The organism is Halolactibacillus halophilus, assembly GCF_900115605.1.
Lineage (GTDB): Bacteria > Bacillota > Bacilli > Bacillales > Amphibacillaceae > Halolactibacillus > Halolactibacillus halophilus.
This window is the reverse complement of the sequence record NZ_FOXC01000033.1, coordinates 1-25,882: the sequence shown is the minus strand read 5'-3', so window position 1 is coordinate 25,882 and position 25,882 is coordinate 1. Positions and strand designations below refer to the sequence as shown.

Below are 25,882 nucleotides of genomic sequence, written 5' to 3'. Positions count from 1 at the left end.
CTATTATCTTAACCCTTTTCCTCAATAAATTTCAACTCTTCATAACGTTCCAACCCTTGGTATATCAACGAAAATTTTATACTTTCCTATACTATTAAAAAATCTGGAGGAAATCCTCCAGATCTAAAAACCAAAAATGACTGTAGAAATCCCTGCATAAGCAAATAGTAATAGGATGGCGACAACAACGCCGGTCCCACTCACACCACCATGCTCACGATAAGCTTCCATAGATAAGTGATCATATTGTAGTTCGGCTAACTTTTTTCTTACATGCTGGTAATAGAGCGCATTTCCTTTCATGCCTAAGTAAATGTAGATGGCAAAGGGGAGTAAGTGACTTAGTGCATAAATCCCTGTCATGGCTGCCACAAAATCAATCAAGAAAAACAAACCGATCAGAATTAATACTTCTCGGTACATCTTACGGTAACCGAGCCAAAACACCCCGACAAAAAAGCTTGCCCAGTTCCAACCGGCCTTCATGTCCGGTTGTGATGTCATCGACCACTTTTGATCATAAAAGTGGTAACGCGTATCAACAAACGCTTGCCAATGCGCTTGTTTATGCAGCGGTTTTGTTTGATTTACAGGTTCACTCACAACGACATCTTCAGCAGTTTTATTCGCTTGTTTGCTTGATGAAACATCAGCAGCTTGAAAGTATTCCTCCATATTCACCCCACACGTCGGACAAAAGATGGACGTATTAGGCGCTTCGTTGCCACAATGTGGACAAAACATAACGATCACTCCTTCTTATTTGGTGCATGATTATTCTTATTCCCTTACGCTTCTATGAGATCAAAGTATTGTCACTCTTTTTCGGCTGACGCATCATAAAGTTAAAGATAAACGCGAAGGCCGGGAAAATCAACATTATCAGTAAAATCGGACGGTAACTACCAAACAAATCAAAGACAAAACCAAACGGCGACGGCGCGAGTGATGAGGCAGTCGACTGTTCAGAAAAGAAAAACCCCCTTAATTTAGGAGGCCCTACTTATTGTCCATATGTTTAATATCGACCATCGCTTGATGCGCTTCAGCATAATATTCAGCCGCAAGTTTGTATTTACGGTTATTGTAATAATAATCTCCGAGTAACCTGACATATCCTGCATAAGCAATATATAACTTTCGTGATTTAAAATACGGGATGACTTCTTTGACAAGTAATTTTTCAAACTGCTTAGTAAAACCATATAAGACAAAACGTAGCACTTTTACTTGATAGACATAACGGGGTGTCATGTCTTTTTCAGTTTTTAATAATGCATCAGCTTTTGTTAGCCAGTCTTTAGCAAGACTTTTGTTATCACATTGAATGTATGTCTTGACATGACCGAGTATCGCAATCAGTTCTTGCACACTAAATTGGTGTTTCACTACTCCATACGCTTTTGAGTAATACTGAATCGCTTGGGTCGGCATTTTTAAATCGTGAAACAACTCCCCAATCGCCTCATAAACGCGAAATAAAATTGTATCACTCGACAAGCGTTTACCCAGAGCTTCTGCGAGTTCAAAATGTTTTAATGCTTCATCCATCTCTTTGATTCGCTTATAGTTCACACCTTTTAAAATGTGGCATTTTGCTGCGCGTTCTAACCGATAATGATCGCGGTAATAAACAAGCGTGCGTTCAGCATAAACAGATGCATGATATGAATAATGGAGAACCGTAGCTGTTTTAGCAACATGATATATGAGATCGTAATATTCTTCACTATCTTCTTTAAATACATCATTGTATAGTCTTTCTGCTTCTTGAAAGTGTAAGAACGCTTTCTCGTAACTTGATTCTAAATATTCAAAATGGGCTTTGAACTTTAGCCAATAATACGTTTCTCTTTCAGAAAAATGTTTTTGATCTTGTTTTAATAATTTGAGTTTACGTTTGGCTTTATCTGTTTGCTTTGTTAGCACAAAATAATAGAGCGCATGTAGTTTAACTAACCAAAACAGATCCGCATCAATTACTTTTTCGATTTTTGTTTGAATGTCTTGGTATAAATCATGCGCAAGGACAAGATCACGCTTTAAGAGACTTTCCATCCAGCGCATAACGTCGTTAGCGATATCTTCATCAAGGACTTTTTCAGGGCTAATCTCTAAACGTGCACATAACTTCTTCACCGCTTCTGGATTTGGGTCTGCGGCATTGCGTTCGATTTTTGAGAGATAAGAGACTGAGACAATCCCTTTTGCGAGTTCTTCTTGTGTTAAGTCGTGCTTGATACGAAAATATTTTATTTTTTCTCCGATACCATCTGACATAGCTTCACCCCTTATCTTTCCTTATTTTACACAAATTTATGACTTTAGTCACCAATTTTTTGGAACATTTTTAGACCAATTCACAAAAACAGATGATTATCATCGATATTTCCGTTTAAAAATCGGTAATTTATACTAATTGCGATAATCCCATCCTTTTTAAACCATAATTCGTTAATAATGAAGAAGCATCCTTGCTTCATTTAATTTATCGCTTTAGGGCGAAAAGACACCTTCCTCAAACATTCGTAAGAATGTTAGGTGAGGGTAGCTCAATTTAACGTTAAGCATACAATCGTTTTTTATATTTAAGCTATTAATATTGACTAACAGGCAGGAATCATCTAAAGTAGGCTCTATGAGCTTAATGATGGAGGAATGCACGGATGTTACAAGCAACAAATGTAAGTTTGCAATTTGATGATAAAAAATTATTTGAAGATGTGAATATTAAATTCACACCAGGCAATTGTTACGGATTAATCGGCGCAAATGGTGCCGGCAAATCAACGTTTCTACGAGTCCTCTCAGGAGAAGTTGAACCTCAAAGTGGTCACGTTTCACTTGGAAAAGACGAGCGATTAGCCGTCTTAAAACAGGATCACTTCGCCTATGAAAGTTACCCAGTGACTGAAACAGTAATTATGGGCCATAAACGTCTTCATGAAGTCATGAAAGAAAAAGATGCGATTTATGCCAAAGACCCCTTTACTGAGGATGATGGCATGAAAGCAGCTGAACTTGAAGGTGAATTTGCGGAAATGAACGGCTGGGAAGCCGAATCAGATGCACAAATTTTACTTAAAGGTCTTGGTATTCATGAAGACTTACACGATAAATTAATGAGTGATTTATCCGGTTCAGAAAAAGTAAAGGTTTTACTTGCTCAGGCTCTCTTTGGTACACCTGATATTTTACTACTCGATGAGCCGACCAACCACTTAGACATTCAAGCGATTCAGTGGTTAGAAGAATTTTTAATTAACTTTGAGAACACGGTCATCGTTGTCTCACACGATCGTCACTTCTTAAACAAGATCTGTACCCATATTGCTGATGTTGATTTTGGTAAAATCGAACTGTACGTCGGTAACTATGATTTCTGGTACGAATCAAGTCAACTTGCTCTACAAATGGCGCAAGACCAAAACAAGAAAAAAGAAGAAAAAATTAAAGAACTACAAAACTTTATTGCGCGCTTTAGTGCGAACGCATCAAAGTCAAAACAAGCAACGTCTCGTAAGAAGATGTTGGATAACATTTCGCTTGAAGATATTAAACCATCGTCACGTCGCTACCCTTATGTCGCTTTTAAACCAGAACGCGAAATCGGAAATGATTTACTTAAAGTAGAAAACCTTTCAAAAACAGTTGATGGTGTTAAAGTATTGGATAACGTAAGCTTTACCCTTAACCGTGATGATAAAGTTGCCTTTATTGGTAAAAACGAACTCGCTAAAACAACCTTATTTGATATTTTAATGGGGAAACAAGAAGCTGATAGTGGCTCGTTCACTTGGGGTGTTACAACGTCACAAGCTTACTTCCCGAAAGACAATAGTGAGTTCTTTGAAAATAACGAGCTCACACTTGTTGAATGGTTGCGTCAATACTCACCAGAAGACCAGACCGAAACATTCTTACGAGGTTTCCTTGGCCGTATGTTATTTAGCGGTGAAGAAGCCTTAAAGAAAGCAAAAGTCTTATCTGGTGGAGAGAAAGTGCGTTGTATGTTAGCAAAAATGATGCTTTCAAGCGCCAACGTCCTTGTACTTGACGAGCCAACGAACCACTTGGACTTAGAATCAATCACCAGTGTCAATAATGGTTTAATCAACTTTAAAGGTTCACTATTATTCACTTCACATGACCATCAGTTTATTAACAGTATTGCTAATCGTCTAATTGAAATCACGCCACAAGGTGTGATCGATAAAGAAATGAGCTACGATGAGTATGTGACTGATCAAAAACTACAAAAACAGATTACTGCTATGTATGCGTAAATCATTAAAAGAGCCTCCGGGCTCTTTTTTTCATTTTGGTTCTTGTCGAATAGGGTTGGCGAGAATTTTTAACCAATAATTTCAAGCTTATATTTCACATGTTTCGGCTCTTTTTGTGCAACTGAAACATGTATTTTATTTTGTGTTTTTTCTTCTGTGGTTCAACTAGTTTGTACGCAAAATGTAAAAGAATACGGTTATTATAGTGCTTGAAATTACGATAACCATAAGCGCCACGATTTAAGACTTTGATTTTATTATTAATGCCTTCAGTGCGGCCGTTGTAGGCGAAACAGCACAACCACGGGCAATATCCTTTACTGAACGAGCTTCAGCTGATTTTACCCTAACTTGAAGGCGCATATCTTTAGAGATGAAACATCCTTCATTAACTAGCGATGTTTTCACCATGAATGTTGTCTGACAATATTTACAGTAGAAGCACTATTTTCTTAATTTGAGATACGCCTTTTTCGTTACCCCAACTGGAATAACAACCGTCGATGTTTTTGTGCCATTTTTAATAATAGTATAGTCCTCGTTTTCAACGTAGCAACAATCACAATACGTCGAGGTATACGTGAGTGTACCTTCTAGAAATGTGCAGGCATGGCCCTTCTTTGTGCCCGCGCGGGCACAATCCTCTGTAAAAATAATATTTTCATCTTGAATATCAAAGGCAATTCATATAGTATGAGACATAGACAAGTGAGTTCCCTTCTAATGGTTTTGTGGTTAAAACTAATATTACAGGGGAACTCACTTGTTTTCTATATTTAGAAAGAAAAGAGGTGCTAGTGAGTTATTTTAGAGCAATCTCTATCTCACTTAAAATCCCTTCACCAACACCAAATATTACACAACCTTCATTTTTAGCTCCCATCACGCCTACCACAATGATCCTTCATGCTATAATACCTGAGTTTTTATCACATGACTGATTTTTTAGATACGCGTCACTTTGAAACACGACGACGCAACAATTTTACTTTTTATCCTTACAGATGCATAGTTTTTCTCTCATAAGGGTATAATATTTATGTTGACGATATCACCTTATCAGTATCAATCACCTTCCTTTTTTTACTTATAATGTGAACAAAGCAACATATGGATGTGTGAACTTTTTGTGAATTTTATTACAGGTGGTGAGAAAAACCTTATTCTATCAACATTCTTAAAAATAGTTTGTGAAAAAACATTCAAACTCTTGTCACATTTTAAACAAAGTAGTATAATAAGTTTGTAAATGAAATCACAAACATTTCCCTCACATGAATTAAGAGGGTTCCTTTTTCCAATCACTTGTGATTTAAAATACAAACACAAGCCATTTATACTAAACAACACAAAAATACTAATAATTTATTGGAGGAATGAAAAATGAAAGTAGCAGTAATTGGATGTACACACGCAGGAACAGCCGCAATTAAAAATACATTAGCGTTATACCCGGATGCTGAGATTCATGTGTTCGAACGTAATGACAACGTCTCTTTCTTATCTTGTGGGATTGCTCTTTATGTTGGTGGCGTCGTTGATGATGCGCAATCACTTTTCTACGCATCAGTAGAAGGATTTGAAGATAAAGGTGTTCACATGCATATGGAACACGAAGTTATCACAGTCGATGTTGAACAAAAACAGCTTGAAGCAAAAGATTTAAAAACAGATGACTTTACGATTCATAGCTATGACAAACTGATTGTCACAACCGGCTCTTGGCCAATCACCCCTCCATTCCCTGGGCTTGATTTAGACAATGTTGTGCTATGTAAGAACTATGATCACGCAAAAGAAATTATCCGTCGTTCAGAAGACGTACAAAAAGTAACCGTTGTTGGCGGTGGCTACATTGGTGTTGAACTTGTTGAAGCGTTTGAAGAAAACGGGAAAGATGTCACATTAATTGATGCCGAAACGCGCATTTTAAACCGTTACCTTGACCAAGCGTTCACTGACCCTGTTGAAGCAACACTACGCGAAAAAGGGGTCGAACTCCGTCTACAAGAACTCGTGAAAAGCTTTGAAGGTACAGATAAAGTGGAACGCGTTGTAACGGATAAAGGAGAAGTAGAAGCTGAACTCGTTGTACTATGTATCGGCTTCCGTCCAAACACAGACCTATTTAAAGATCAATTAGAGATGTTACCAAATGGTGCCATTGTGATTGATGAATATATGCAAACAAGCGTGAAAGATGTTTACGCTGCAGGTGACTGTTGTGCGGTTCCTTATAACCCAACGAAAAAAGCACAGTACATTCCACTCGCAACTAACGCGGTTAGAATGGGTACACTTGTGGCACAAAACTTAGTCAAACCAACCTTAAAGCACCCAGGTACACAAGGTACATCAGGTCTTAAGTTATACAACCACCACTTAGGCTCATCAGGTCTTACAGAGGGTGCAGCTAAAATGAATAATATGGACATTGGTGTTGCTTTCTATGAAGACACGTATCGACCAGATTTCATGCCAGAAAACAGTATCATTAAATTAAAACTTGTTTATGATAAAAACACCCACCGTGTGCTTGGTACACAGGTTATTTCAGATACTGACCTTACTCAAGTAGTTAATACCGTTTCTGTTGCGATTTCTCGTGACATGACGATTGAAGAATTAGCCTTAACCGACTTCTTCTTCCAACCACACTTTAATAAGCCAGTAAACTACTTGAACCAAGTAGCACTCAATGCGATGGCAAACGAAGCTAAATAAAGTTACCCTACTCTTTTATATAAACGAAAAACAAGCGTCCATAAACGGGCGCTTGTTTTTTGTTTCAATATTTGTGGTCTAATACTTAACGGTCATCATTACTGCTTACTTGCCTCAATCAACGCCTTAATGACATCTTTTTCACCATCATGGAAAGCTTTCACAATTCGACTTCCGACCACGACACCATCACAATGCCGGGCTAGATTTTTCACCTGTTCTTCAGATGAAACACCAAAGCCTGCTAGCACCGGTGTAGTTGCTCCTACTTTTAAATCAGCTAAATATTGATGTACCCGGTCAGTAAAGGTTTGACGTTCGCCGGTTGTCCCCGTCACAGTCACCGCATATAAAAAGCCTTCCGTGCGCTTTTTCAGCTCTTTTTGACGTGCAACGGGGCTCGTAAGCGCGACAAGTCGAATAAGCGCTAAGTCATATTGGTGAAGTACATCTGTTACCGCCTGCTCTTCTTCCATCGGTAAGTCTGGTACAATCAAACCACTCACGCCTGAGGCCACACATGCCTTGGCAAAAGCATCGATGCCGTAATGATAGACCGGATTCATATAGGTCATTAAAATAATAGGAATATTTCTATCTTTTGACTGTTTCAATGTATCAAATACCCTTTGAACGGTTGTACCACTCTTAAGGGCACGAATGCCTGCTTGTTGAATCGTTTCTCCGTCTGCAACCGGGTCAGAGAACGGCAAACCAAGTTCAATCGCACTGGCTCCACAGTCTGCTAAAAAATCAATCCGCTCATTTAACACATCAAGGCCACCGTCACCTGCCATAATATAAGGCACAAACAATTTATCACCCTGGTCAAGGATCTGTTTAAAACGCGTCTCTAATTGTTGTTTACTCATGATTTTGTCCCCCTAATACCGCCTTCACCGTCTCTACATCTTTATCACCGCGCCCTGATAAACAAACGACAATCGATTGATCTTTTCCCATCGATTGAGCGAGCTCAGGTAAATACCCAATCGCATGTGCACTCTCAAGTGCCGGAATAATACCTTCTGTTTCAGATAAGAGCTTAAGACCAAATAAAGCATCTTTATCGGTCGCAGAAACATATTCAACGCGATTAATATCTTTTAAGTGGGCATGTTCTGGCCCAATACCTGGGTAATCAAGGCCGGCAGAAATCGAGTCTGCTTCGGTGATCTGGCCATCACCATCTTGGAGTAGGTACGTCATCGTTCCGTGCAGGACCCCAACACTGCCACCGGTAAGAGTCGCCGCATGTTTGCCGGTCTCAACCCCGTGGCCACCTGCTTCCACACCATACATCTTAACGGACGTGTCATCGACAAATGGATAAAACATCCCCATCGCATTACTACCACCACCGATACAGGCAATCAGCGCATCTGGTAGCGTGCCAGTTTTCTCCTTAAATTGTTGTTTTGTCTCCCGACCAATCATGCTTTGAAAATCTCTGACGATTTGTGGGAATGGATGCGGGCCAACAACTGACCCGATAATGTAGTGGGTATCCTCAACATGGCTGACCCAGTAACGCAACGCTTCATTGACGGCATCTTTTAAGGTCGCGCTGCCATGATGGACGGCTTCTACTTTTGCCCCAAGCAGTTCCATTCGGAATACATTGAGTTTTTGCCGTTTAATATCTTCTGCACCCATAAAGACGACGCAGTCAAGTCCGAGTAAGGCACATGCGGTAGCAGTCGCAACTCCGTGTTGGCCTGCACCTGTTTCAGCGACAACTTTCTTTTTCCCCATATGTTTGGTGAGTAGCGCTTGACCAAGCGCATTATTAATTTTATGGGCACCGGTATGATTCAAATCCTCACGCTTTAAATAAATCTTTGCCCCACCCAGTTTTTCTGTTAGACGTTCTGCATAATAGAGCGGTGTTTCTCTTCCAACGTAATCAGCTAAATAATAGTGAAACGTCTTTAAAAAGTCGGGATCATCTTTCACTTCATTATAAGCCGCTTCTAATTCAAGTACCGCTGGCATAAGTGTTTCTGGGACAAACCTTCCCCCGAACTGACCGAAGTGCCCTGATTCATTTGGTTGTTGATACATATTGTTCCCTACCCTTCGCTTTGTTGATAAATGCCGTTATTTTTTGATGATCTTTTTTCCCCTCTGTTTCAACACCACTAGAGACGTCAAAACCACTGATCGTCGCTAGACGTTTGGCCGCATCAAGATTGTCTACATTAAGTCCTCCCGCAAGTAAAAGCGGGGTATGAAAAAACATCTCTGATAGCCACGTCCAATCAAACGTCTCACCTGAACCCGGCATCGGACCATCGACAAGTAGATACGCACATACTTTGTCATATGCCGTTAATTGCGTGAGGTCTTCTTTTGTTGTTAACTTTAACGCCTTGATCGCCGGGACGTTGTAGTCCATTATTTCCGCTGGCGTTTCACTGCCGTGAAGCTGAACGTAATCTAGACCAACGTCACGGGCTATTTGTTCAACGGTGTCTTTCGGACAGTCAACAAACACACCGACCGTTTTAATTGACGTCTCTAATGATTGACTAATTGTTTTTGCGACTTTTGGTGTGACTTGGCGTTTACTTTTTGCGAAGACAAAGCCGATCAAGTCAGCGCCTGCTTGTTCAACGATATGCGCCGTCATGATATCTGTTACTCCGCAAATTTTGACAAGTGCTTCGTTAGTCATTTAAAAACGCTCCAATCAATTGTTTTGGATTCTGTGTCATTAACGTTTCACCAACTAACACACCTGAAGCCCCCGCCTGTTTAACGGTTAAAACATCGCTCGCTTCTTTCATCCCGCTTTCACTAATGATGTGGACCCCACTCAAATCAATCGCCCGCATTAAGTCAAGCGTTTGATTAATCGATGTCGTAAATGTTTTTAAGTTGCGGTTGTTTATGCCAATAAGCGGACACCCAAGTGCTAAAGCCGTCTTAAGTTCTTCTTGGTCATGTACTTCAACTAAGACTTCTAGACCGAGTTTTATCGCATAATGATATAAGTCTTTAAGTGCTTCGTCTGTCAGTGCACTCACAATAAGTAAGACCACATCAGCCCCAGCTTGATAGGCAAGATCAAGTTGAACAGGGTCAATAATAAATTCTTTATTTAAAACCGGAATATTGACCGCTTGTTTGACGGCAATCAAGTCATCGATGGCCCCTTTAAAATATGACTGATCCGTTAAAACTGAAATCATCCCTGCCCCGTATTGTTCATACGTTTTTGCCTGAGTAACAGGATCGAGTGTATCATTGATGATTCCTTTTGATGGTGACGCCCGTTTAAACTCAGCAATCACTTGAAACGGCTGGGTTTGAAACTGATCAAGAAAAGACAGGTGCGGGACTGTCCGCGCTTTATTTGGGTCTAGTGTTTGTTTCAACCTGTTTACTTCTCGTTTTTTCGTTTCGATAATCTTGGTTAAAATGCTCATGTTGTCACCTCTTGTTCCTTACTAAAAGCAATCATTGTCTCTAACTTTTTAAGCGCATGACCTTGATCAATGCTTTCTTTCGCAAGTTGAACACCTTCTTTAACTGTTTGAGCAGTACCCTCAGCAAATATGGCTAGGGCCGCGTTAAGTAATACCGTATCCCGGTGTGGACCAGATTCACCCTCTAACACACGTCTTAGTATTTCAGCATTCTCTAAGGCGTCGCCACCTTTGATTTCACTTACATCAACATAATTTAAGCCAACGTCTTTTGGTGAGATCGTAAAAGGCAACAATTCTCCGCCCTCAACCAACACCCCGTGCGTATCACCATGTAAGGCCGCTTCATCCATAAAGTCTGGCCCATTTATAACAACCGCTCGTTTTCTTCCGAGTTGATGAAGTGTTGCCGCCATTTCCATTAATAAATCACGACGATAAATGCCGACCAGTTGTGTCGTTAACTCGACAGGATTTGTTAGCGGGCCAATCAGATTAAAGATAGTTGGAATACCAAGCGCTCGTCTGATGCCAGTCACTTGCTTCATCTTCGGATGAACATTTTGTGCGAATAAAAAGGCAATACCGTTGAGTTTAAGAAGCTTATAGGTTTGATCTGGATTCAAGTTAATATTGACACCGAGCGCTTCTAACACGTCCGCGCTTCCTGTCTTACTTGAAATACTCCGGTTACCGTGCTTTGAGACAGTAATGCCCGCCCCAGCGACGACAAAGGCGCTGGTCGTAGAAATATTAAAGCTCATCGACCCGTCACCACCGGTACCGCAGTTATCCATCGCCTTTGGTAGTGCTTCTGGTAGTAAGACAGCTTGTGCTCTAATCACATTAACTAAACCGGTCAGTTCTGAGACCGCTTCTTTTTTCTGTTTCAGACCAATTAAGAAACCACCAACCGCGGCAGGGTCCGTTGATGCGTCAAACATTAGCCTTGTCGCTTGTTCCATTTCTGTGATGGTTAGATCTTCGCCACGGGTAATCTTCTCTAGGTAGGATTTCATTGTGTTGTCCCCTTTCTAATGGTCTGAATGAAATTATTTAATAACGTATGACCATCGGTTGTGCCAATCGATTCTGGGTGGAACTGCATCCCGTAAATCGGTAGCGTGTTATGTTTAAGTGCCATAATCTCATCATCGTCATTTGAGCGTGCGGTAATCGTCAGGCAGTTCGGAAAATCTTTTTCAATCGCGACCAAAGAGTGATAGCGCATCACGTTAATTTCAGCTGGCAAGCCGGTAAAGAGATCCTCACCATGATGGGTGATCATCGACTGCTTACCGTGCTTGACATGTTTCGCATGGCTCACAACACCGCCAAATACTTCCGTGATTGCTTGATGACCGAGACAAATACCAAGGATCGGATACACAGTACCTAACTCTGCAATCACATCTAAACAAATACCGGAATCTTTCGGTGTCCCGGGACCAGGGGAGAGAATAATCGCTTCTGGGTTTAATTGAGTGATTTCTGTTAAAGTAATGGCGTCGTTGCGCACAACTTTAACATCTTCACCTAGCTCACTCATATATTGAAACAAGTTATACGTAAACGAATCGTAGTTATCAATTAGTAACATCATCGCTTAAACACCTCCACTAACGATTTGGCTTTACTTAATGTTTCTTCATACTCACTTAACGGATCAGAGTCATAGACAATCCCAGCCCCTGTTTGGACATAGGCGTGATTGTCTTTAACGACCATGGTCCGAATTGAGAGAGCAAGGTCTAAGTCCCCGTTCATATTAATATAACCACAAGCTCCGCTATAGACCCCGCGTTTTTTCGTTTCAAATTGATTGATCAACTGCATCGCTTTAATTTTCGGTGCACCTGAGACGGTACCAGCAGGTAACGTAGCGGTTAGACAGTCGAGACTATCCATTGACCCATCAAGCGTCGCTCGTACTTCTGAGACGATATGCATCACATGTTCATAGCGCTCAATCGTCATAAACTTAGGTAACGTAATTGAGTGGACTTTCGCAATCCGGCCTAAATCATTTCGACTTAGGTCCACTAACATCTTATGTTCCGCGCGTTCTTTCTCATCAGCTAATAATTCCCGGGCGAGTGTCTCATCTTCTTCCTCTGTCGCTCCGCGCTTTCTTGTACCCGCGATCGGGTTGGTGACGACCTCATCGCCTCGGACTTGGATTAAACTTTCTGGTGATGTACCTAAGACGACATAAGGACCAAATTGAATATAATACATATAAGGTGACGGATTACTGACACGCAATTTTCGGTACAGTTCAAAAGGGTCGTCGGTATACTTAGCAACTAGCCGCTGGGATAAGACGATTTGAAAAATATCTCCGTCAATAATATGTTGTTTTGCTTGTGTCACTTTGTCCATAAATGCTTGTTTAGACAGTGTGGGTTTAAAGGTAATTTGTAGCTCCGGCTCTTTTTTTACCTCATGTGCTTGTCTAATTTCTATTTCAAGTTGATCCAACGCTTCAACTAACATTGTCTCATCACGGTCTTTGGTTAAGTCCACTGATATTAAGGTAACGGTTTGATTTTTATGATCAAACACAATCACTTCTTGATAAAATAAGAGATGTACATCAGGCATGTCAAGTTCATCTTCTAGCACCTCGCCAATGTCTTCATAGCCTCTAATGACGTCATAACCAATATAGCCAATCGCCCCGCCGTAAAATAAATATGGTAACCCTAAGTCAATACGCGGGATCTCTTGTTTAACTACTTCTATCGGCAGAGTACCTGTTACCTTCTTTGTATCGCCGGTATGGTGATGGATAATGGTGACTGCTTGGTCTTCACCAATCACTTCTTTAAATGGATTTTGTCCAATAAATGAATACCGACCCTTTTCACCATGACCGAGTGAACTTTCTAAAATAAATTTCTGTTTCCCCTGCATCTGTTGGTACACCGTAATTGGTGTGAGCACGTCTCCTGAAAATGTCCGTGTTTTAAATCGCATCCGTTTCTCCCCCTTTAGTCTTCTCGCCTTCATCTCTACTGACTCAACTTAATTTTTATTCGATTAATTCAATCGTGCTATCATCGGAATAAAAAAATCCCCTTATCCATCACAAAGAATAGATAAGGGGACGATTTATAACAAACCGCGGTACCACCGCCTGTTTAGAGATTATAGTCTCTACACTTCCTTGATAACGGAGTATCACTCCGGCAAATGAGCTACTCTACTTTCACTCCTGCACTCAAAAGGCCATTCACAACGGGGTTATTACTGATTCACACCAACCATCAGCTCGCTTAAAATAACAGCCGTCACTACTTATCTTTCTCCTCGATTTTAACTATAAAAAAAGAGGGTCCCGTCCTAAAAGGACGAGTTCCCTCGTTATGCCACCTTAATAAAAAGTCAGACCAATCAGCCTGTGTTTTGTGGTAACGGCAAAACAACACCCGTTAAAGCCTACTCTATACCACGTATATTTCGGTTTAATGCTTTGAAAAGCCCATTCATTTTATCGCCCATCACTGGTTCGCAGCACCCACCAGCTCTCTTTAGATTAGCTTGATAAAACTACTCTTCTTTTCTTCCTTACGCATCATTTTTTAAGTTACAACTATCTTAGTATGAACTGCATAGTTTGTCAACTAAAATAGTGAATTTTCTAAAAATTGATGTATCTTGCTCGTTCTATCCTTTCATACCGTTTATATTTCGGTAATGTCTTCCTCAATCCGCTCACCTAAATGACGTCCAGGTTGGTCACGTCTTACGGTTAACATATCACCGGCAGTCAACTGTTGCGCCTGGATGGGGGTCTTATCCGCTGATAGTAAGTAAACACTATCCGCATCTTGGACGGTGACTGATACGACCTGGTCATCTATTTCAAGTTCTAGCCTTAAAAAGGGACGGTATTCTTTTTTCACCCGACCGACAGTGACAAGCCGTTTGGAATCAGGACCTATCACCGTTAGTGCGTCCCCCGGTGTTACTTCAGCCAGATACGTCGTTGTATCTTTTTCCTTTATCAAATAATGATGATAAGCACCAGCATTCACTCTAAATGGCCGTTTCGGATACGTGTCTGTTTCACGATTTTCTGAAAGAGCTAAGCAGTAGCCACTTCCGGTATTGCCAATCCAGACACCTTCAAGTGGGTCGAGTTCATCAATGAAGTCAAGACAGACTCGTAACCCTTCACCGATCGATGTTATTTTTGTAACCTTTCCTGTTGTCACTGCGTCACCCATAGTGAGCCACCCTTTCTGAATCGTGTAATTTGATAGTAAAAACAATTTTTCACTTTTCAATCTTTATCTTATCATATACAATTGAGAAAGGAATTTAATTTAGGGGGAAAAAGCGGTGCGTCAAGGTTTATTCGTATTGTTTTTAATGTTAATACTTGCATTTTTTGTGATCGGTTTTCAATCAGAACAACACCAAGAGTCATACGGTGATCAAACGATTACCGTCCTAGCTGACATATGATTGTCTCACCATACGTATAAGTAAGCGGCCGGTCACTAGTGACCGGCCGCTTTTGATATTATACAACTGTGTTATCTACATCCGTTGCGTCATTAAAATATTATAGGATTACCTTACTCTTTTAAACCGTTACGATCCATAACGTCCTTATACCAATAATAACTCTTCTTTTTAATCCGGCGTAAATCTTTTGGTCCCTCTTCATCACGATTGACATAAACAAAACCGTAACGTTTCTGATAACCATTCAGCCAACTGAGTAAATCAGTAAATGACCACGTGCAATAACCGAGCACCGTCACCCCGTCACTAATAGCGTCTTGTATGGCGACAATATGTTTTTCTAAGAAGTCAATTCGGTAATCATCATTTACAACGTCACCGTCTTCTAATGTATCAAACGCACCGAGACCATTTTCGGTGATGAGGATAGGCAAGTGGTAGCGACTCTCAATCCGTCGGAGTGCGACGCGTAAACCATCCGGGTCAATTGTCCAATCCCAATCGGTCGTTTCTAAATACGGGTTAGACACTTGTTTAAATAACCCTTCTATCCCGGATTCTTCTTGCGTACCTTTTTTACCAGTCGTATTCATTGCCGCTTCCCCGACACCGTCTAGCGGGTTATGTTTAATCGTCGCGGTTTGGTAATAATTTAAGCCCATAAAATCCGGTTTAGCTGAAGCTAACAACTCAAAGTCACCGTCTTCAATCGTCGGAGTAAGCCCTTGTTTCTCTAGATAGTTCCAGATCACTTTCGGATAACGCCCAAAAGCATACACATCCATCCACCAGTGTGCGTTTAAACTTTCCGCATTTTCCTGGGCGATAATATGTTTTGGATCAGCATCGTATGGATAAGTTGGTGAGTAAGCAAAGCTTGGCCCAATCTGTCCGTCTGATACGAGCGCATGGAAACTATTGATCACTGTTGCATTGGCTAAGTTGGCGATATGATTGGCTTCATACATCCGTTTTAAATCTTTTACCCCTGGTGGATGAAGCGCTTTTTGGTAGCCAAGACCGACAAAAATATTTTGTTCATTTAACGTGACCCAATATTTCACCCGGTCACCGTAACGCTTAAAAAGTGTCTGGCAATATGTATCAAAATCTTTAATGATCTCACGTGATTCCCAGGCACCATACTTATCCATCAAGGCTTGTGGCACATCCCAGTGGTAGACTGTAATAATAGGTTCAATGTTGTAGTGCAGCAATAAGTCAATCAGTTTATCATAGAATTTAAGCCCTTGTTCATTCACCTCACCGCTACCTTCTGGATAAATCCGTGACCAAGCGATGGAAAAACGATACGCTTTTAAGCCTTGTTCATGCATCAGTTTAACGTCTTCTTCAAAGCGGTGATAGTGGTCAACCGCAATATCTCCATTCGTATCTTTAAAAGTCGTCCCGGGAATTTTCGTATACACATCCCAAACTGATGGTCCTTTACCATCAGCATCATGCGCGCCTTCAATTTGATAAGCCGCTGAAGCTGAGCCCCAGAGAAAATCCGTTGGAAATGGTGTTTTTGTTTCATGTTGCATCCGTATTGCCTCCTTCTAAATAATTCATATATTTGTCACCACAATCTCCTTCAAAAAAAGGAATACCATCTTAACAATGATGACGCCTCTTGTTGGTTAAACTTTAATTTAATTCAGTGATCCGCGTATCAAGATCGATCCGTGGCATCGCTCTTGGTACTTTTTTAGCGTAACCAAGTTGAATCATCCCGACAAACTTCTCACCTGGTTTGATTTCAATCAATTCACGAAACGCTTCTGTATCAGTCAGTGGCCCTGTTTTCCAAATCATCCCGAGCCCTTTCTCCCAGCCTATTAAACTTAAGTTATGAATAATTAAGCTCGTTGACGCATAATCTTCTTGACGACGTTTTAATTCATGGCTTTCATCCATATACACCATCACATAGACTGGTACTTGACTAAACGTTCCGTAGGCTTTATTAAACGCACGGTCTTTGTCTTCTCCAGTTTTTCCGCGTGACATAAAGTCACCAGCTAAGTTCGCTAGTTGATCTTTTGTCTCGCCAGTAATAATAGTAAAGCGCCACGGCTGTGTCATTTTATGATTTGGTACCCAGGCAGATGTTTTTAACATCTCTTTTACTAACTCCGTGCTGACAGGTTTATCTTCAAATAATGAGACCGATCGCCTCTCTTTAATGAGTGTTTCAATATCCATTCTCATCCCCACTTTCTTTATGTTTCCACCCTCATTATAGCAAAGACTGATTGAAAAATCAGTGAACTTGCTTAATATGTCCCCACTTTAGCTGCCATCTGTCAGGCTTCCGTTAAGACACACTCAAAAAACATCCACTCTCAAGTTACTTTTTGATTAAAAAATGATTCTCTCCGTTGCATTTCCCTAACCGCCGTGATATGATATGAATAGTTAATAAATTAATTTAATTAAGTTTTATATTCTCTGACTACTTATCCTTGAAAGGAATGAACAAACATGAATACAGACACATTAGTAAGTACGTTTGAACGCGTTTTTGGTGAGGGTGGCGACATTCAAACCTTTTTTGCGCCAGGGCGGATCAATCTTATCGGTGAACATACGGATTATAATGGCGGTTACGTCTTCCCGGCCTCCATCTCATTTGGTACTTATGCGGTTGCCCGTAGACGAGAGGACAATGCGATACGCTTTTACTCGATGAACTTTGAAGACCTTGGTGTGATCACCAGTTCATTAGATGACTTAAGCTATCAAAAGTTAGATAACTGGGCCAACTACCCTAAAGGGATGATAGACGCTTTTAATACGCACGATTATACTGTTGATTCGGGCTTTGACGTGCTTTACTTTGGTAATATTCCAAACGGGGCTGGGTTATCTTCTTCCGCCTCGATCGAACTTGCAACCGGCGTCTTACTGGAAACGTTATTTAACCTCAAAATTGACCGCGTTGAGATGGTTAAGCTCGGTCAATATGTCGAGAACACCTACATTGGTGTCAATAGCGGGATTATGGATCAATTCGCGATTGGCATGGGAAAGGATAAACATGCGATTCTGCTCGACTGTAATACGCTTCAATATGAATATGCTCCGGTTGAACTCGGGGATTATGTTATTATGATTATGAACACAAATAAGCGCCGCGAGCTCGCCGATTCAAAATACAATGAACGACGTAGCGAATGCGAAAGTGCACTGGCAGACTTACAAACAGAACTCGACATTCAAAGTCTAGGTGATTTATCGGTTGACGCTTTCGACCAACACCGGTATTTAATAAGTGATGAGACAAAACAAAAACGTGCCCGTCACGCAGTATATGAAAATGCGCGCACAAAAGTAGCCTTTAAAAAACTCCATGAAAAAGACTTAGTTGCTTTTGGCAAGTTACTAAACGACTCACATGCATCGCTTCGTGATGACTATGAAGTCACCGGTCTTGAACTCGATACACTACAAGAAGCTGCCGTTAAACAACCAGGTGTGCTCGGTGCCCGCATGACTGGTGCTGGATTTGGTGGGTGTGCGATTGCGCTCGTTGAAAAAGCACAAGTTGATACTTTTAAAAGAAACGTAGAAGGCATCTACACAGACAAAATTGGCTACGCACCAACGTTCTATGAAGCAACGATTGGTGATGGCGCAAAAGCACTATAACTGATCAAGCTAGTCGTTTAGACAACCGTTTTAATGATATGAATGATGCTAAGGAGGCAAACAAATGAATATTTTAGTATTAGGCGGGGCCGGATATATTGGGTCTCATGCCGTTTATCAATTAGTAGAGCAAAATCATAACGTCAGTGTGGTCGATAACTTACAAACCGGTCACAAAGACGCCATCCATAAACAGGCCGATTTCTTTGAAGGTGATATCCGTGATTTAGCCTTTATGACTGATGTTTTAACAAACCAAAACATTGAAGCCGTGATTCACTTTGCGGCCAACTCACTCGTCGGCGAATCAATGGAAGACCCATTGAAATATTTTGATAACAACGTCTACGGGACACAAGTCGTCTTAAAAGCGATGCAACAGGCAGGTGTTAAAAATATCGTTTTCTCTTCAACAGCGGCGACCTACGGAGAACCTAAACAAGTACCGATCACTGAAGACATGCCAACAGTGCCAACCAATACGTATGGTGAAACAAAACTCACGATGGAAAAAATGATGCATTGGTGTGAAAAAGCCTACGGTATTCGTTATGTTTCCCTTCGTTACTTTAACGTGGCCGGGGCGAGAGACGACGCGGCGATTGGTGAAGATCATGATCCAGAAACTCACTTAATCCCGATTGTCTTACAAGTTGCCTTAGACCAACGTGAACATATTACGATTTACGGTGATGATTATCCAACCGAAGACGGCACGTGTATCCGCGATTATATTCATGTTGAAGACTTAATCGATGCCCATATTTTAGCGGTTAAATATTTATTAGACGGTGGCGACAGTAACATCTTTAACTTAGGTTCTTCTGTCGGTTTCTCCGTTAAACAAATCGTCGATGCGGCACGTAAGGTCACGAATCATCCGATTGAAGCAAAAATTGGTGAACGCCGGGCTGGTGATCCGTCAACACTCATCGCCTCAAGTGATAAAGCTAAACAAATTTTAGGCTGGTCACCGAAGCGCACCGAAATCAACCGGATTCTACAAGATGCTTGGCGCTGGCACCAAGCACACCCACATGGCTACGAGGAGGCATAAATATGGTCACATCTTATATTGAACGTTTAATTGATTTAGCGATTGAGGCTGATTTAATCACAGCGCGTGACCGGATTTATGCGCGCAATCAGATCCTTGGTCTACTCGACTTACAGACCTTTACCGCCCCAGACACATTACTAACTGAAGGCACCATTCCTGAGTGCTTAAAAGTGTTACTAGATGATGCCACAAAGCGGGGGGTGATCAGTGACGCGCTAGATGAGCGTGAACAACTGGATGCAAAAATGATGGATACTTTTCTTTCAAAACCAACCGATATTAATGCGACCTTTAATCAGCTCTATGGTGAAGACCCCAAAAAAGCGACCGATTACTTTTATGCGCTTAGCCAAAACAGTCACTATATTCAAACCGAGCGCATCGCCAAAAACATTCAATACGAACGTCAAACATCGTTTGGTAAGGTCGATATTACAATTAATTTATCCAAACCAGAAAAAGACCCCAAACAAATTAAACGTGAACGTGAACTGAAACAAGATGTGAAGTACCCGCAGTGCTTACTTTGTATTGAAAATGAAGGCTACCCTGGCCGCACTGGACACCCAGCACGGTCAAACCACCGCGTGATTGATGTGAATTTAGCCGGGGAACAGTGGTACTTCCAGTACTCACCGTATGTGTATTACAACGAGCACAGCATCGTCTTTTGCGAAGAACACCGTCCAATGGTCATTAGTGAATCAACCTTCACCCGACTACTCAGCTTTGTTGAACAGTTCCCGCATTACTTTATTGGGTCAAATGCAGATTTACCGATTGTTGGCGGCAGTATTCTAAGCCATGATCACTATCAAGCCGGACGCTATTCATTCGGGATGACTGAAGCCGATGATTTATTCACATTCACACTTGCGTCCTTCCCTGAGATTGACGCTTCTGTCGTCAATTGGCCGATGTCTGTCATCCGTCTAAAACATAAAGATAAAGCACCACTCGTTAAGGCCGGTGCCCATATTTTAGATACGTGGCGTGACTATAGTGATGAGGCAGCTGATATCCTTGCTTATACAGATGAGACACCACACAATACAATTACGCCTATTGCGCGCATGCGTGATGGCCAGTATGAGCTTGACTTGGTGTTACGAAATAACCGAACAACCGCTGAACATCCTGATGGTTTGTTCCACCCCCATCAGGATGTGCATCATATTAAGAAAGAAAACATCGGTTTAATTGAAGTGATGGGTCTTGCCGTCCTACCTCCGCGCTTAAAGCCCGAACTTGATGAGATGAAAGCATATCTTTTAGGCGCAGAAACAATTGAAACCTACCATAAAGCTTGGGCTGATGAATTAAAACAAACGGAAACAATCACCAAAGACAATGTTGACGCAATCGTTGATCAAGCTTTAGCTGAAAAATTCGTCCGTGTTTTACAGGATTCTGGGGTGTTTAAGTCGAATAATACGGGTAAGGAAGGATTTAAACGCTTTTTAACCAACCTTTAAGTAACCAATAACACGAAAAACAAGGAGGGATTATATTGGCAATCACAACGAAACCGATAGCGGTCGAAGGTCATGATTGGCAGCTATACACACTCATAAATAAAAACAAGATGTCTGTCAGCTTTTTAAATTACGGGGGAATTATTACTGAGATCATAACCCCAAATAAAGTCGGTGTTAAAGAGAACGTCGTCCTCGGCTACCGTGATTATGCGGATTATTTAAACAATAAAACATATTTTGGCGCCTTAATTGGCCGTGTTGCAGGGCGCATTGAAAACAGTACTTTTGTTATTAACGGTGACACGTATCACGTGCCCGAAGGCGAAAATGGCCATAGTTTACACGGCGGACCTGGTGGACTTCATACAAAAGTATTTGAAATCGAAACCCTTGAACACGAGACGAGTACTGAAGCGGTGCTTTACTACACAAGTGAAGACGGTGATCAAGGTTATCCAGGTACGGTGACGTATAAAGTGAGCTACGTCTTAGCTGATGATAATACGTTCACGATTCGTTATGAAGCTGTCAGTACAAAGGACACCGTGCTTACCATCACCAATCACAGTTACTTTAACTTATCAGGTAACTTAAAAGAGACAATTCTTGATCATGACATTATACTTGACGCAAGTCAGTTCGTTGAATTGGATGAGGAGCTTATCCCAACCGGCAAGATTTTACCGGTATCAGGGACAACCTTTGACTTCACGCAAGGACGGACAGTCCGAGGTGCAGTTGATTCAACCGATCCACAAAATAAAGTCGCTCTACAGGGGTATGACCACTACTTTATCTTTGATGACACAAAAAGTGATGCGGTTATCATTAAAGATCCAAAAAGCGGACGAAAACTGACGGTTCAAACCGATCAACCAGGTATGGTTATGTATACATCAAATTCGCTTGATGATTCATTAACATTACAAGAAGCTCCGTCACAGAAATACTTAGGGGTTTGTCTTGAAACACAAAGCTCACCAGCCTCACTTATTCATGACGGTTTCCCGTCGGTTTTCCTTCCTAAAAATGAGGTCTATCGCTCGAAGACAAGCTTCCGATTTGAAGTAGAATAGCACGTGATAAAAGCCACTCAACAGCTGTTGAGTGGCTTTAGGTTTATATTCTTAGATCATACCTGTCTTTTGACTTCTTAATATGGCCACACTATACAACTAAAGATACTTAATCAAGTCATCCAACGTGTGAATCTGATCATAGTTTTTTACAATGGATTGAAGAGGCTGTTCATCTAACTGACGAATTTACGTTTGTGTATCTTGTGGTAACTGACCGAGTTTACGGCCTAATAACGTTAATAACGTTTCAGCAATACCTTCTTCTTTTCCTTCTTCTCGTAACACATCAGCTATGGTCTTCATGACATCACTCCCCTTAGGATAGGCTTGTTATAATGTTTTTACTATATCATTGAAATCATTTTTTGTATAAAGGTCACGCCAGATCGTAAAAAGAATCTTTAACTGGGCAACGCCTTTTATTTCTGCATCTTGGTACGTCGATACATCAAATAATAAATAATCAAAATCAGGTACGTAACGTGTCATATCAGCTGTGAGTGTATCAAATCCCTTAATCACATCGCCCAACGACTGGCCTATATGCCAGGTTTGTTTGCCATGATAGATGACGAGTGGCAAAATGATTGGCAACTCATCCGCTTTTTTTCGGAGCGACTGTCTATTCCAAATCCTTAACATATATTCAAGTAACTGAACGGCAATATTTCGACTTTGATAGCTTTTATGTTCAAATAATAAATACAGGTACCCTTGTTCGTGATTAATATCAACTTTAAACAACAAATCAGAAAAGACTTCTTCTAGTTCTTTGTTAATAAAACTGTCTTTTTGCGGCTCTAGGGTGTTCACATCAATCTGTTTAACAAGAGAAGGTGGTAAATAATACGTGATGAAATCTTTTGTTACCTGGGGATTCTTAAACGTTTCTTTAAAGAATTTATCGTGCGGATTTTGAACTTGAATATTAGCCATCTGCTTTCGCTATCGTTTGCTGTTAACAGTGATGCCTCATGAGATAGTTACAGCATATAGCGATGTCGTCACTCTAACAAGTCAGTGGCTATCGACCGTTTTTAAAAATCAGCTCCGTATCGACCCGCTTATTAACGCATCGGTCAGATGGATTGAATGTTATGTTTCCTAAACAGTCGATTTTTATTTTTTTACAACAAAGAAGCAGGCTCATATACGCGAACCCGCTTCTTTAATTATTCTATATGGGGCTTTGTCGAAAAGATTAACCTATACTTAACCTTCACGATACGGCCCAGCAACCACTTTCCAAATCCCGTCTTGTTTACGCAATTCTACGAGATGGGTGGCACTAAACAGTTCAAACTTCACACTCATTTTTACGACATCTTTATCAGTACGTGACTGAGTCTCATCAACATGAAGATCATAAAAATAACGAAAATCTAACGCTGTCTCGATATAGCCACGAAAGACTGCTTCTTGGTAATAGGCTTTTAAGTCACTCACATCCGCAAATGAGCCATCGTTATAAAGAATCGATGTACTTACATCGTCTTCCCCGGTCACAACACTGTGTAAAAACACGACAAACATTTCAGCTGAAGTAAACGATTCAAAATGTGTCAGATCCTTCGTCTCAAGAAAGGCTTGATAATGCCCCCGTGCTACTTCATCTAGTTGTTCAATATAGGAGAACGTTTGTGGTCGTTGTAATTGTTGAATCGATGCGCGTAAAGCTTGATTATCACGCGTCAACTGAGCTACGTAATCTTCTCGTTCTGAGAGTTGTGTTTGTAGCTGTTCGATTGTTTCGGTTTGACTGTCATTGCCGCAACCTGTAAGGATCACAAGCATAATTATAGTGACATAACAAAATCGTAATGCAAGCTTAAACATCAATCTCACCATTACGTTTGAATAGTTCGACAAGAATAAGTGCGACTGCACCAAGAGCCGAGGCATTATCGCCCAGTTTTGACACAAGAATTGGGGTGGCTTTTGCTTGGTCTGTTAGAGCCCGACTAGCGACAGTGCGCTGGATATCAGGCAGTAAATACTTACTCGCTTTCATCACGCCACCGTTTAACAATATTCGATCAGGATTAATAGTATGAATCACATTCGTCAAACCAATCCCAATCGCTTCAGCTGTTTCTGTTAATAATTGTAGACTAAACGCATCCCCATGTTCGGCCGCTTGATATAAGTCATAAGCTGTCGGTGACGCTTGCGTTAATCGTGTGTCTACCCCCGTTTTAATTAACTGTTCAGCTCGCTTTTGAATCGCTTCTCCTGAGACAATTGTCTGCAGACACCCTCTATTCCCACAACTACAAACATCACCATGTAAATCAATCGTCATATGACCAATCTCACCCGCAATATGGGCTTTACCACGATACAATTCATCATCAATCACAACACCAGCCCCCACACCACTGCCAATATTTACGGCTAACAGGTTAGATACACCCTTACCTTCACCAAACCATGTCTCCGCAAGGGCTAATGTTCGTGCATCATTTTCCACCTGTACAACAAGATCAAAATGTTCCGTTAAGACTTTCTTCACCGGAATATCACGCAAGTTTAAGTTAGGCGCATAAAGGCCAACTCCCATCTCAGCATCAACAACCCCGTGCATCGCTACTCCAATGCCAATAAGTTGATCGACATAGTTAGCGTTACGGTTCATTAACCGTTCTGTTTCTTCGATTAAGAGTTTTAAGTAAGCGTCTTTTTTGATTCCCGCCGGGACATCCTTTCTTGCGCGGTCAATGATGTCTGCTTGTAGATTGGTTAAGACAATCGTAACATCCCGTGGACCCGCATCAATCCCAATCACATAAAAGGCATCATGGTCAACGACAAGTAACGTCGGTTTTCGTCCACCTTTGGATTCCCCTTGAGCACTTTCTTTCACAATTTGTTGTTCAATCAACTCTTTGACAATCGTCCCCACCGTCGGTGGGGTGAGTTTAATATCTTTGGCAATTTCAGCTCTGGAAATTGGTCCATCATTTAATATTTTATTTAAAATCAATGACTTATTTAATCGTTTCATCGCTTGAAAACTTCCGCGTTTCATTGTTTTTCCTCCAACTGCTATCGTGACTTAGTTTATCGCATTAAGGCGAGAAGACACCTTCCTCAAGTGCGTCAGCACGAGGTAGGTGATGAATTGTTTATTTTGAATATTTTTGAAGTGACAAACATATATTCCACATGGTATAATTAAAGCACTAACAATGACCGTCACAAAAAAAGAGAGGGTGTGTATCATGGGCATGAAGGCCATTTTTTCAAATCGCTTATATAAGCATAAAATCGACCCTAATTTTGTGATGTCCATGGATCACACCCTTCGGGTGTTTAATCAAGCCAAACATTTTCGCTATCAAGCGGAGGTCCGCGAGCTTAGGGGCTCGAAAGCGAAAAGTTCCGTCTCCATCCATCAACGTTTAAAGCAACGTTACGGATTAAATGATTATTATGCGAACAGCGCTGTTCAAGAAGGACGCGCGCTTCTATCCGCACAAAAAGAATTAAAGAACGTGTACATGCGCAATAAAAAAGAACAAATCAGCGCTGTTAAAAGAAAAATAAAAGCGACGAAGGCGCGCTTGACGACACTTCAAAAGATAAAAGGCTCTTTTGTCAAAGGAACACCGATGTTCAATAAAACATCACGTGAACAACAAAAAGGGGCCTTTTTTGTTGTGACATATAAGTATTCCACACGCTTATTTTACTG

Annotated in this window: 22 protein-coding genes, 2 pseudogenes and 2 other annotated features; of the genes and pseudogenes, 8 read left to right on the top strand and 16 right to left on the bottom strand. The window is 41.0% G+C overall.

The genetic code is table 11. The features are described from left to right. Positions 1–123: 123 nt before the first annotated feature. Positions 124–744: a DUF2628 domain-containing protein gene (locus BM098_RS10575; RefSeq protein ID WP_089833153.1), complete on the bottom strand. Its 621-nt coding sequence runs from the start codon at positions 742–744 to the stop codon at positions 124–126. A gap of 255 nt (positions 745–999) precedes the next feature. Then, entirely contained in the window at positions 1,000–2,280 is a 1,281-nt protein-coding gene (locus BM098_RS10570) for a helix-turn-helix domain-containing protein (RefSeq protein ID WP_089833151.1), read from the bottom strand. A 386-nt stretch (positions 2,281–2,666) separates the two neighbouring features. On the opposite strand from BM098_RS10570, the gene BM098_RS10565 reads away from it, so the two are divergent. Next, positions 2,667–4,286 carry an ABC-F family ATP-binding cassette domain-containing protein gene (locus BM098_RS10565; RefSeq protein WP_089833149.1) on the top strand — a complete coding sequence of 540 codons (1,620 nt, stop codon included), beginning with the start codon at positions 2,667–2,669 and terminating at the stop codon, positions 4,284–4,286. A gap of 94 nt (positions 4,287–4,380) precedes the next feature. Here the strand turns inward: BM098_RS10565 and BM098_RS13610 are convergent. Then, positions 4,381–4,569, bottom strand: a pseudogene (locus BM098_RS13610) (transposase); the annotation flags it as partial. Positions 4,570–5,669: 1,100 nt separating this feature from the next. Between BM098_RS13610 and BM098_RS10555 the strand changes: the two are divergent. Further along, a complete protein-coding gene (locus BM098_RS10555) occupies positions 5,670–7,010 on the top strand; it encodes an FAD-dependent oxidoreductase (RefSeq protein WP_089833147.1) in 1,341 nt (446 codons plus the stop codon). Positions 7,011–7,108: 98 nt separating this feature from the next. On the opposite strand, the gene trpA is transcribed toward BM098_RS10555, so the two are convergent. The 8 genes from trpA to BM098_RS10515 all read right to left on the bottom strand — a co-directional run bounded on the left by trpA (position 7,109) and on the right by BM098_RS10515 (position 14,673). Then, positions 7,109–7,882 (bottom strand): tryptophan synthase subunit alpha, encoded by a 774-nt coding sequence (gene trpA / locus BM098_RS10550; RefSeq protein WP_089833145.1) that lies wholly within the window; start codon positions 7,880–7,882, stop codon positions 7,109–7,111. Continuing rightward, positions 7,875–9,074: a tryptophan synthase subunit beta gene (gene trpB / locus BM098_RS10545; protein ID WP_089833142.1), complete on the bottom strand. Its 1,200-nt coding sequence runs from the start codon at positions 9,072–9,074 to the stop codon at positions 7,875–7,877. The genes trpA and trpB overlap by 8 nt, the downstream gene beginning before the upstream one ends. Next, positions 9,055–9,687 (bottom strand): phosphoribosylanthranilate isomerase, encoded by a 633-nt coding sequence (locus BM098_RS10540; RefSeq protein WP_089833140.1) that lies wholly within the window; start codon positions 9,685–9,687, stop codon positions 9,055–9,057. Before BM098_RS10540 ends, trpB begins: the two co-directional genes overlap by 20 nt. Beyond that, positions 9,680–10,441, bottom strand: coding sequence for an indole-3-glycerol phosphate synthase TrpC (trpC, locus tag BM098_RS10535; RefSeq protein ID WP_089833138.1), 762 nt, complete (start codon positions 10,439–10,441; stop codon positions 9,680–9,682). Before trpC ends, BM098_RS10540 begins: the two co-directional genes overlap by 8 nt. Beyond that, positions 10,438–11,460, bottom strand: coding sequence for an anthranilate phosphoribosyltransferase (trpD, locus tag BM098_RS10530; protein ID WP_089833136.1), 1,023 nt, complete (start codon positions 11,458–11,460; stop codon positions 10,438–10,440). The genes trpC and trpD overlap by 4 nt, the downstream gene beginning before the upstream one ends. Beyond that, on the bottom strand, positions 11,457–12,044 hold the full coding sequence (locus BM098_RS10525) for an anthranilate synthase component II (RefSeq protein ID WP_089833134.1): 588 nt from the start codon (positions 12,042–12,044) through the stop codon (positions 11,457–11,459). Before BM098_RS10525 ends, trpD begins: the two co-directional genes overlap by 4 nt. Beyond that, entirely contained in the window at positions 12,041–13,420 is a 1,380-nt protein-coding gene (gene trpE / locus BM098_RS10520; RefSeq protein ID WP_089833132.1) for an anthranilate synthase component I, read from the bottom strand. The genes BM098_RS10525 and trpE overlap by 4 nt, the downstream gene beginning before the upstream one ends. 123 nt (positions 13,421–13,543) lie before the next feature. Further along, positions 13,544–13,763: a binding site (T-box leader), on the bottom strand. Between the two features lie 24 nt (positions 13,764–13,787). Then, positions 13,788–14,021 (bottom strand) — a binding site (T-box leader). A gap of 106 nt (positions 14,022–14,127) precedes the next feature. Next, complete coding sequence (locus BM098_RS10515) at positions 14,128–14,673, bottom strand: 3-dehydroquinate synthase II domain-containing protein (protein ID WP_089833130.1); 546 nt, start codon at positions 14,671–14,673, stop codon at positions 14,128–14,130. A gap of 115 nt (positions 14,674–14,788) precedes the next feature. On the opposite strand from BM098_RS10515, the gene BM098_RS13880 reads away from it, so the two are divergent. Beyond that, positions 14,789–14,914 (top strand): hypothetical protein, encoded by a 126-nt coding sequence (locus tag BM098_RS13880; protein ID WP_261766454.1) that lies wholly within the window; start codon positions 14,789–14,791, stop codon positions 14,912–14,914. Positions 14,915–15,027: 113 nt separating this feature from the next. Here the strand turns inward: BM098_RS13880 and BM098_RS10510 are convergent, their stop codons facing one another. Both BM098_RS10510 and BM098_RS10505 read right to left on the bottom strand, forming a co-directional pair. Next, positions 15,028–16,464, bottom strand: coding sequence for a glycoside hydrolase family 1 protein (locus tag BM098_RS10510; protein ID WP_089833128.1), 1,437 nt, complete (start codon positions 16,462–16,464; stop codon positions 15,028–15,030). Positions 16,465–16,567: 103 nt separating this feature from the next. After that, positions 16,568–17,125 (bottom strand): nitroreductase family protein, encoded by a 558-nt coding sequence (locus tag BM098_RS10505; protein WP_159430171.1) that lies wholly within the window; start codon positions 17,123–17,125, stop codon positions 16,568–16,570. A 279-nt stretch (positions 17,126–17,404) separates the two neighbouring features. On the opposite strand from BM098_RS10505, the gene BM098_RS10500 reads away from it, so the two are divergent. The 4 genes from BM098_RS10500 to BM098_RS10485 all read left to right on the top strand — a co-directional run bounded on the left by BM098_RS10500 (position 17,405) and on the right by BM098_RS10485 (position 22,185). Next, the gene (locus BM098_RS10500; RefSeq protein ID WP_089833124.1) at positions 17,405–18,571 is read left to right on the top strand and encodes a galactokinase; all 1,167 of its coding nucleotides are present in this window, start codon (positions 17,405–17,407) and stop codon (positions 18,569–18,571) included. A 64-nt stretch (positions 18,572–18,635) separates the two neighbouring features. Next, on the top strand, positions 18,636–19,628 hold the full coding sequence (gene galE, locus BM098_RS10495; RefSeq protein WP_089833122.1) for a UDP-glucose 4-epimerase GalE: 993 nt from the start codon (positions 18,636–18,638) through the stop codon (positions 19,626–19,628). Between the two features lie 2 nt (positions 19,629–19,630). Then, positions 19,631–21,106 (top strand): UDP-glucose--hexose-1-phosphate uridylyltransferase, encoded by a 1,476-nt coding sequence (gene galT, locus BM098_RS10490; protein ID WP_089833120.1) that lies wholly within the window; start codon positions 19,631–19,633, stop codon positions 21,104–21,106. Positions 21,107–21,141: 35 nt separating this feature from the next. Continuing rightward, positions 21,142–22,185 carry an aldose epimerase family protein gene (locus BM098_RS10485; protein WP_307725245.1) on the top strand — a complete coding sequence of 348 codons (1,044 nt, stop codon included), beginning with the start codon at positions 21,142–21,144 and terminating at the stop codon, positions 22,183–22,185. A 333-nt stretch (positions 22,186–22,518) separates the two neighbouring features. On the opposite strand, the gene BM098_RS10480 is transcribed toward BM098_RS10485, so the two are convergent. From BM098_RS10480 to BM098_RS10470, 3 genes are all read right to left on the bottom strand, one after another. After that, on the bottom strand, positions 22,519–23,124 hold the full coding sequence (locus tag BM098_RS10480) for an Rpn family recombination-promoting nuclease/putative transposase (RefSeq protein ID WP_200795846.1): 606 nt from the start codon (positions 23,122–23,124) through the stop codon (positions 22,519–22,521). A gap of 276 nt (positions 23,125–23,400) precedes the next feature. Further along, positions 23,401–23,982, bottom strand: coding sequence for a hypothetical protein (locus BM098_RS10475; RefSeq protein WP_234987485.1), 582 nt, complete (start codon positions 23,980–23,982; stop codon positions 23,401–23,403). 34 nt (positions 23,983–24,016) lie between these two features. Then, positions 24,017–25,216: an ROK family transcriptional regulator gene (locus tag BM098_RS10470; RefSeq protein ID WP_089833114.1), complete on the bottom strand. Its 1,200-nt coding sequence runs from the start codon at positions 25,214–25,216 to the stop codon at positions 24,017–24,019. A gap of 193 nt (positions 25,217–25,409) precedes the next feature. Between BM098_RS10470 and BM098_RS10465 the strand changes: the two are divergent. Continuing rightward, positions 25,410–25,882 (top strand): annotated as a pseudogene (locus BM098_RS10465) (IS200/IS605 family accessory protein TnpB-related protein); the annotation flags it as partial.

Coding starts and splice junctions, on each gene's coding strand:
- BM098_RS10575 (WP_089833153.1), bottom strand. CDS start 744: ATGTTTTGTCCACATTGTGGCAACGAAGCGCCTAATACGTCCATCTTT.
- BM098_RS10570 (WP_089833151.1), bottom strand. CDS start 2,280: ATGTCAGATGGTATCGGAGAAAAAATAAAATATTTTCGTATCAAGCAC.
- BM098_RS10565 (WP_089833149.1), top strand. CDS start 2,667: ATGTTACAAGCAACAAATGTAAGTTTGCAATTTGATGATAAAAAATTA.
- BM098_RS10555 (WP_089833147.1), top strand. CDS start 5,670: ATGAAAGTAGCAGTAATTGGATGTACACACGCAGGAACAGCCGCAATT.
- trpA (WP_089833145.1), bottom strand. CDS start 7,882: ATGAGTAAACAACAATTAGAGACGCGTTTTAAACAGATCCTTGACCAG.
- trpB (WP_089833142.1), bottom strand. CDS start 9,074: ATGTATCAACAACCAAATGAATCAGGGCACTTCGGTCAGTTCGGGGGA.
- BM098_RS10540 (WP_089833140.1), bottom strand. CDS start 9,687: ATGACTAACGAAGCACTTGTCAAAATTTGCGGAGTAACAGATATCATG.
- trpC (WP_089833138.1), bottom strand. CDS start 10,441: ATGAGCATTTTAACCAAGATTATCGAAACGAAAAAACGAGAAGTAAAC.
- trpD (WP_089833136.1), bottom strand. CDS start 11,460: ATGAAATCCTACCTAGAGAAGATTACCCGTGGCGAAGATCTAACCATC.
- BM098_RS10525 (WP_089833134.1), bottom strand. CDS start 12,044: ATGATGTTACTAATTGATAACTACGATTCGTTTACGTATAACTTGTTT.
- trpE (WP_089833132.1), bottom strand. CDS start 13,420: ATGCGATTTAAAACACGGACATTTTCAGGAGACGTGCTCACACCAATT.
- BM098_RS10515 (WP_089833130.1), bottom strand. CDS start 14,673: ATGGGTGACGCAGTGACAACAGGAAAGGTTACAAAAATAACATCGATC.
- BM098_RS10510 (WP_089833128.1), bottom strand. CDS start 16,464: ATGCAACATGAAACAAAAACACCATTTCCAACGGATTTTCTCTGGGGC.
- BM098_RS10505 (WP_159430171.1), bottom strand. CDS start 17,125: ATGGATATTGAAACACTCATTAAAGAGAGGCGATCGGTCTCATTATTT.
- BM098_RS10500 (WP_089833124.1), top strand. CDS start 17,405: ATGAATACAGACACATTAGTAAGTACGTTTGAACGCGTTTTTGGTGAG.
- galE (WP_089833122.1), top strand. CDS start 18,636: ATGAATATTTTAGTATTAGGCGGGGCCGGATATATTGGGTCTCATGCC.
- galT (WP_089833120.1), top strand. CDS start 19,631: ATGGTCACATCTTATATTGAACGTTTAATTGATTTAGCGATTGAGGCT.
- BM098_RS10480 (WP_200795846.1), bottom strand. CDS start 23,124: ATGGCTAATATTCAAGTTCAAAATCCGCACGATAAATTCTTTAAAGAA.
- BM098_RS10475 (WP_234987485.1), bottom strand. CDS start 23,982: ATGCTTGTGATCCTTACAGGTTGCGGCAATGACAGTCAAACCGAAACA.
- BM098_RS10470 (WP_089833114.1), bottom strand. CDS start 25,216: ATGAAACGCGGAAGTTTTCAAGCGATGAAACGATTAAATAAGTCATTG.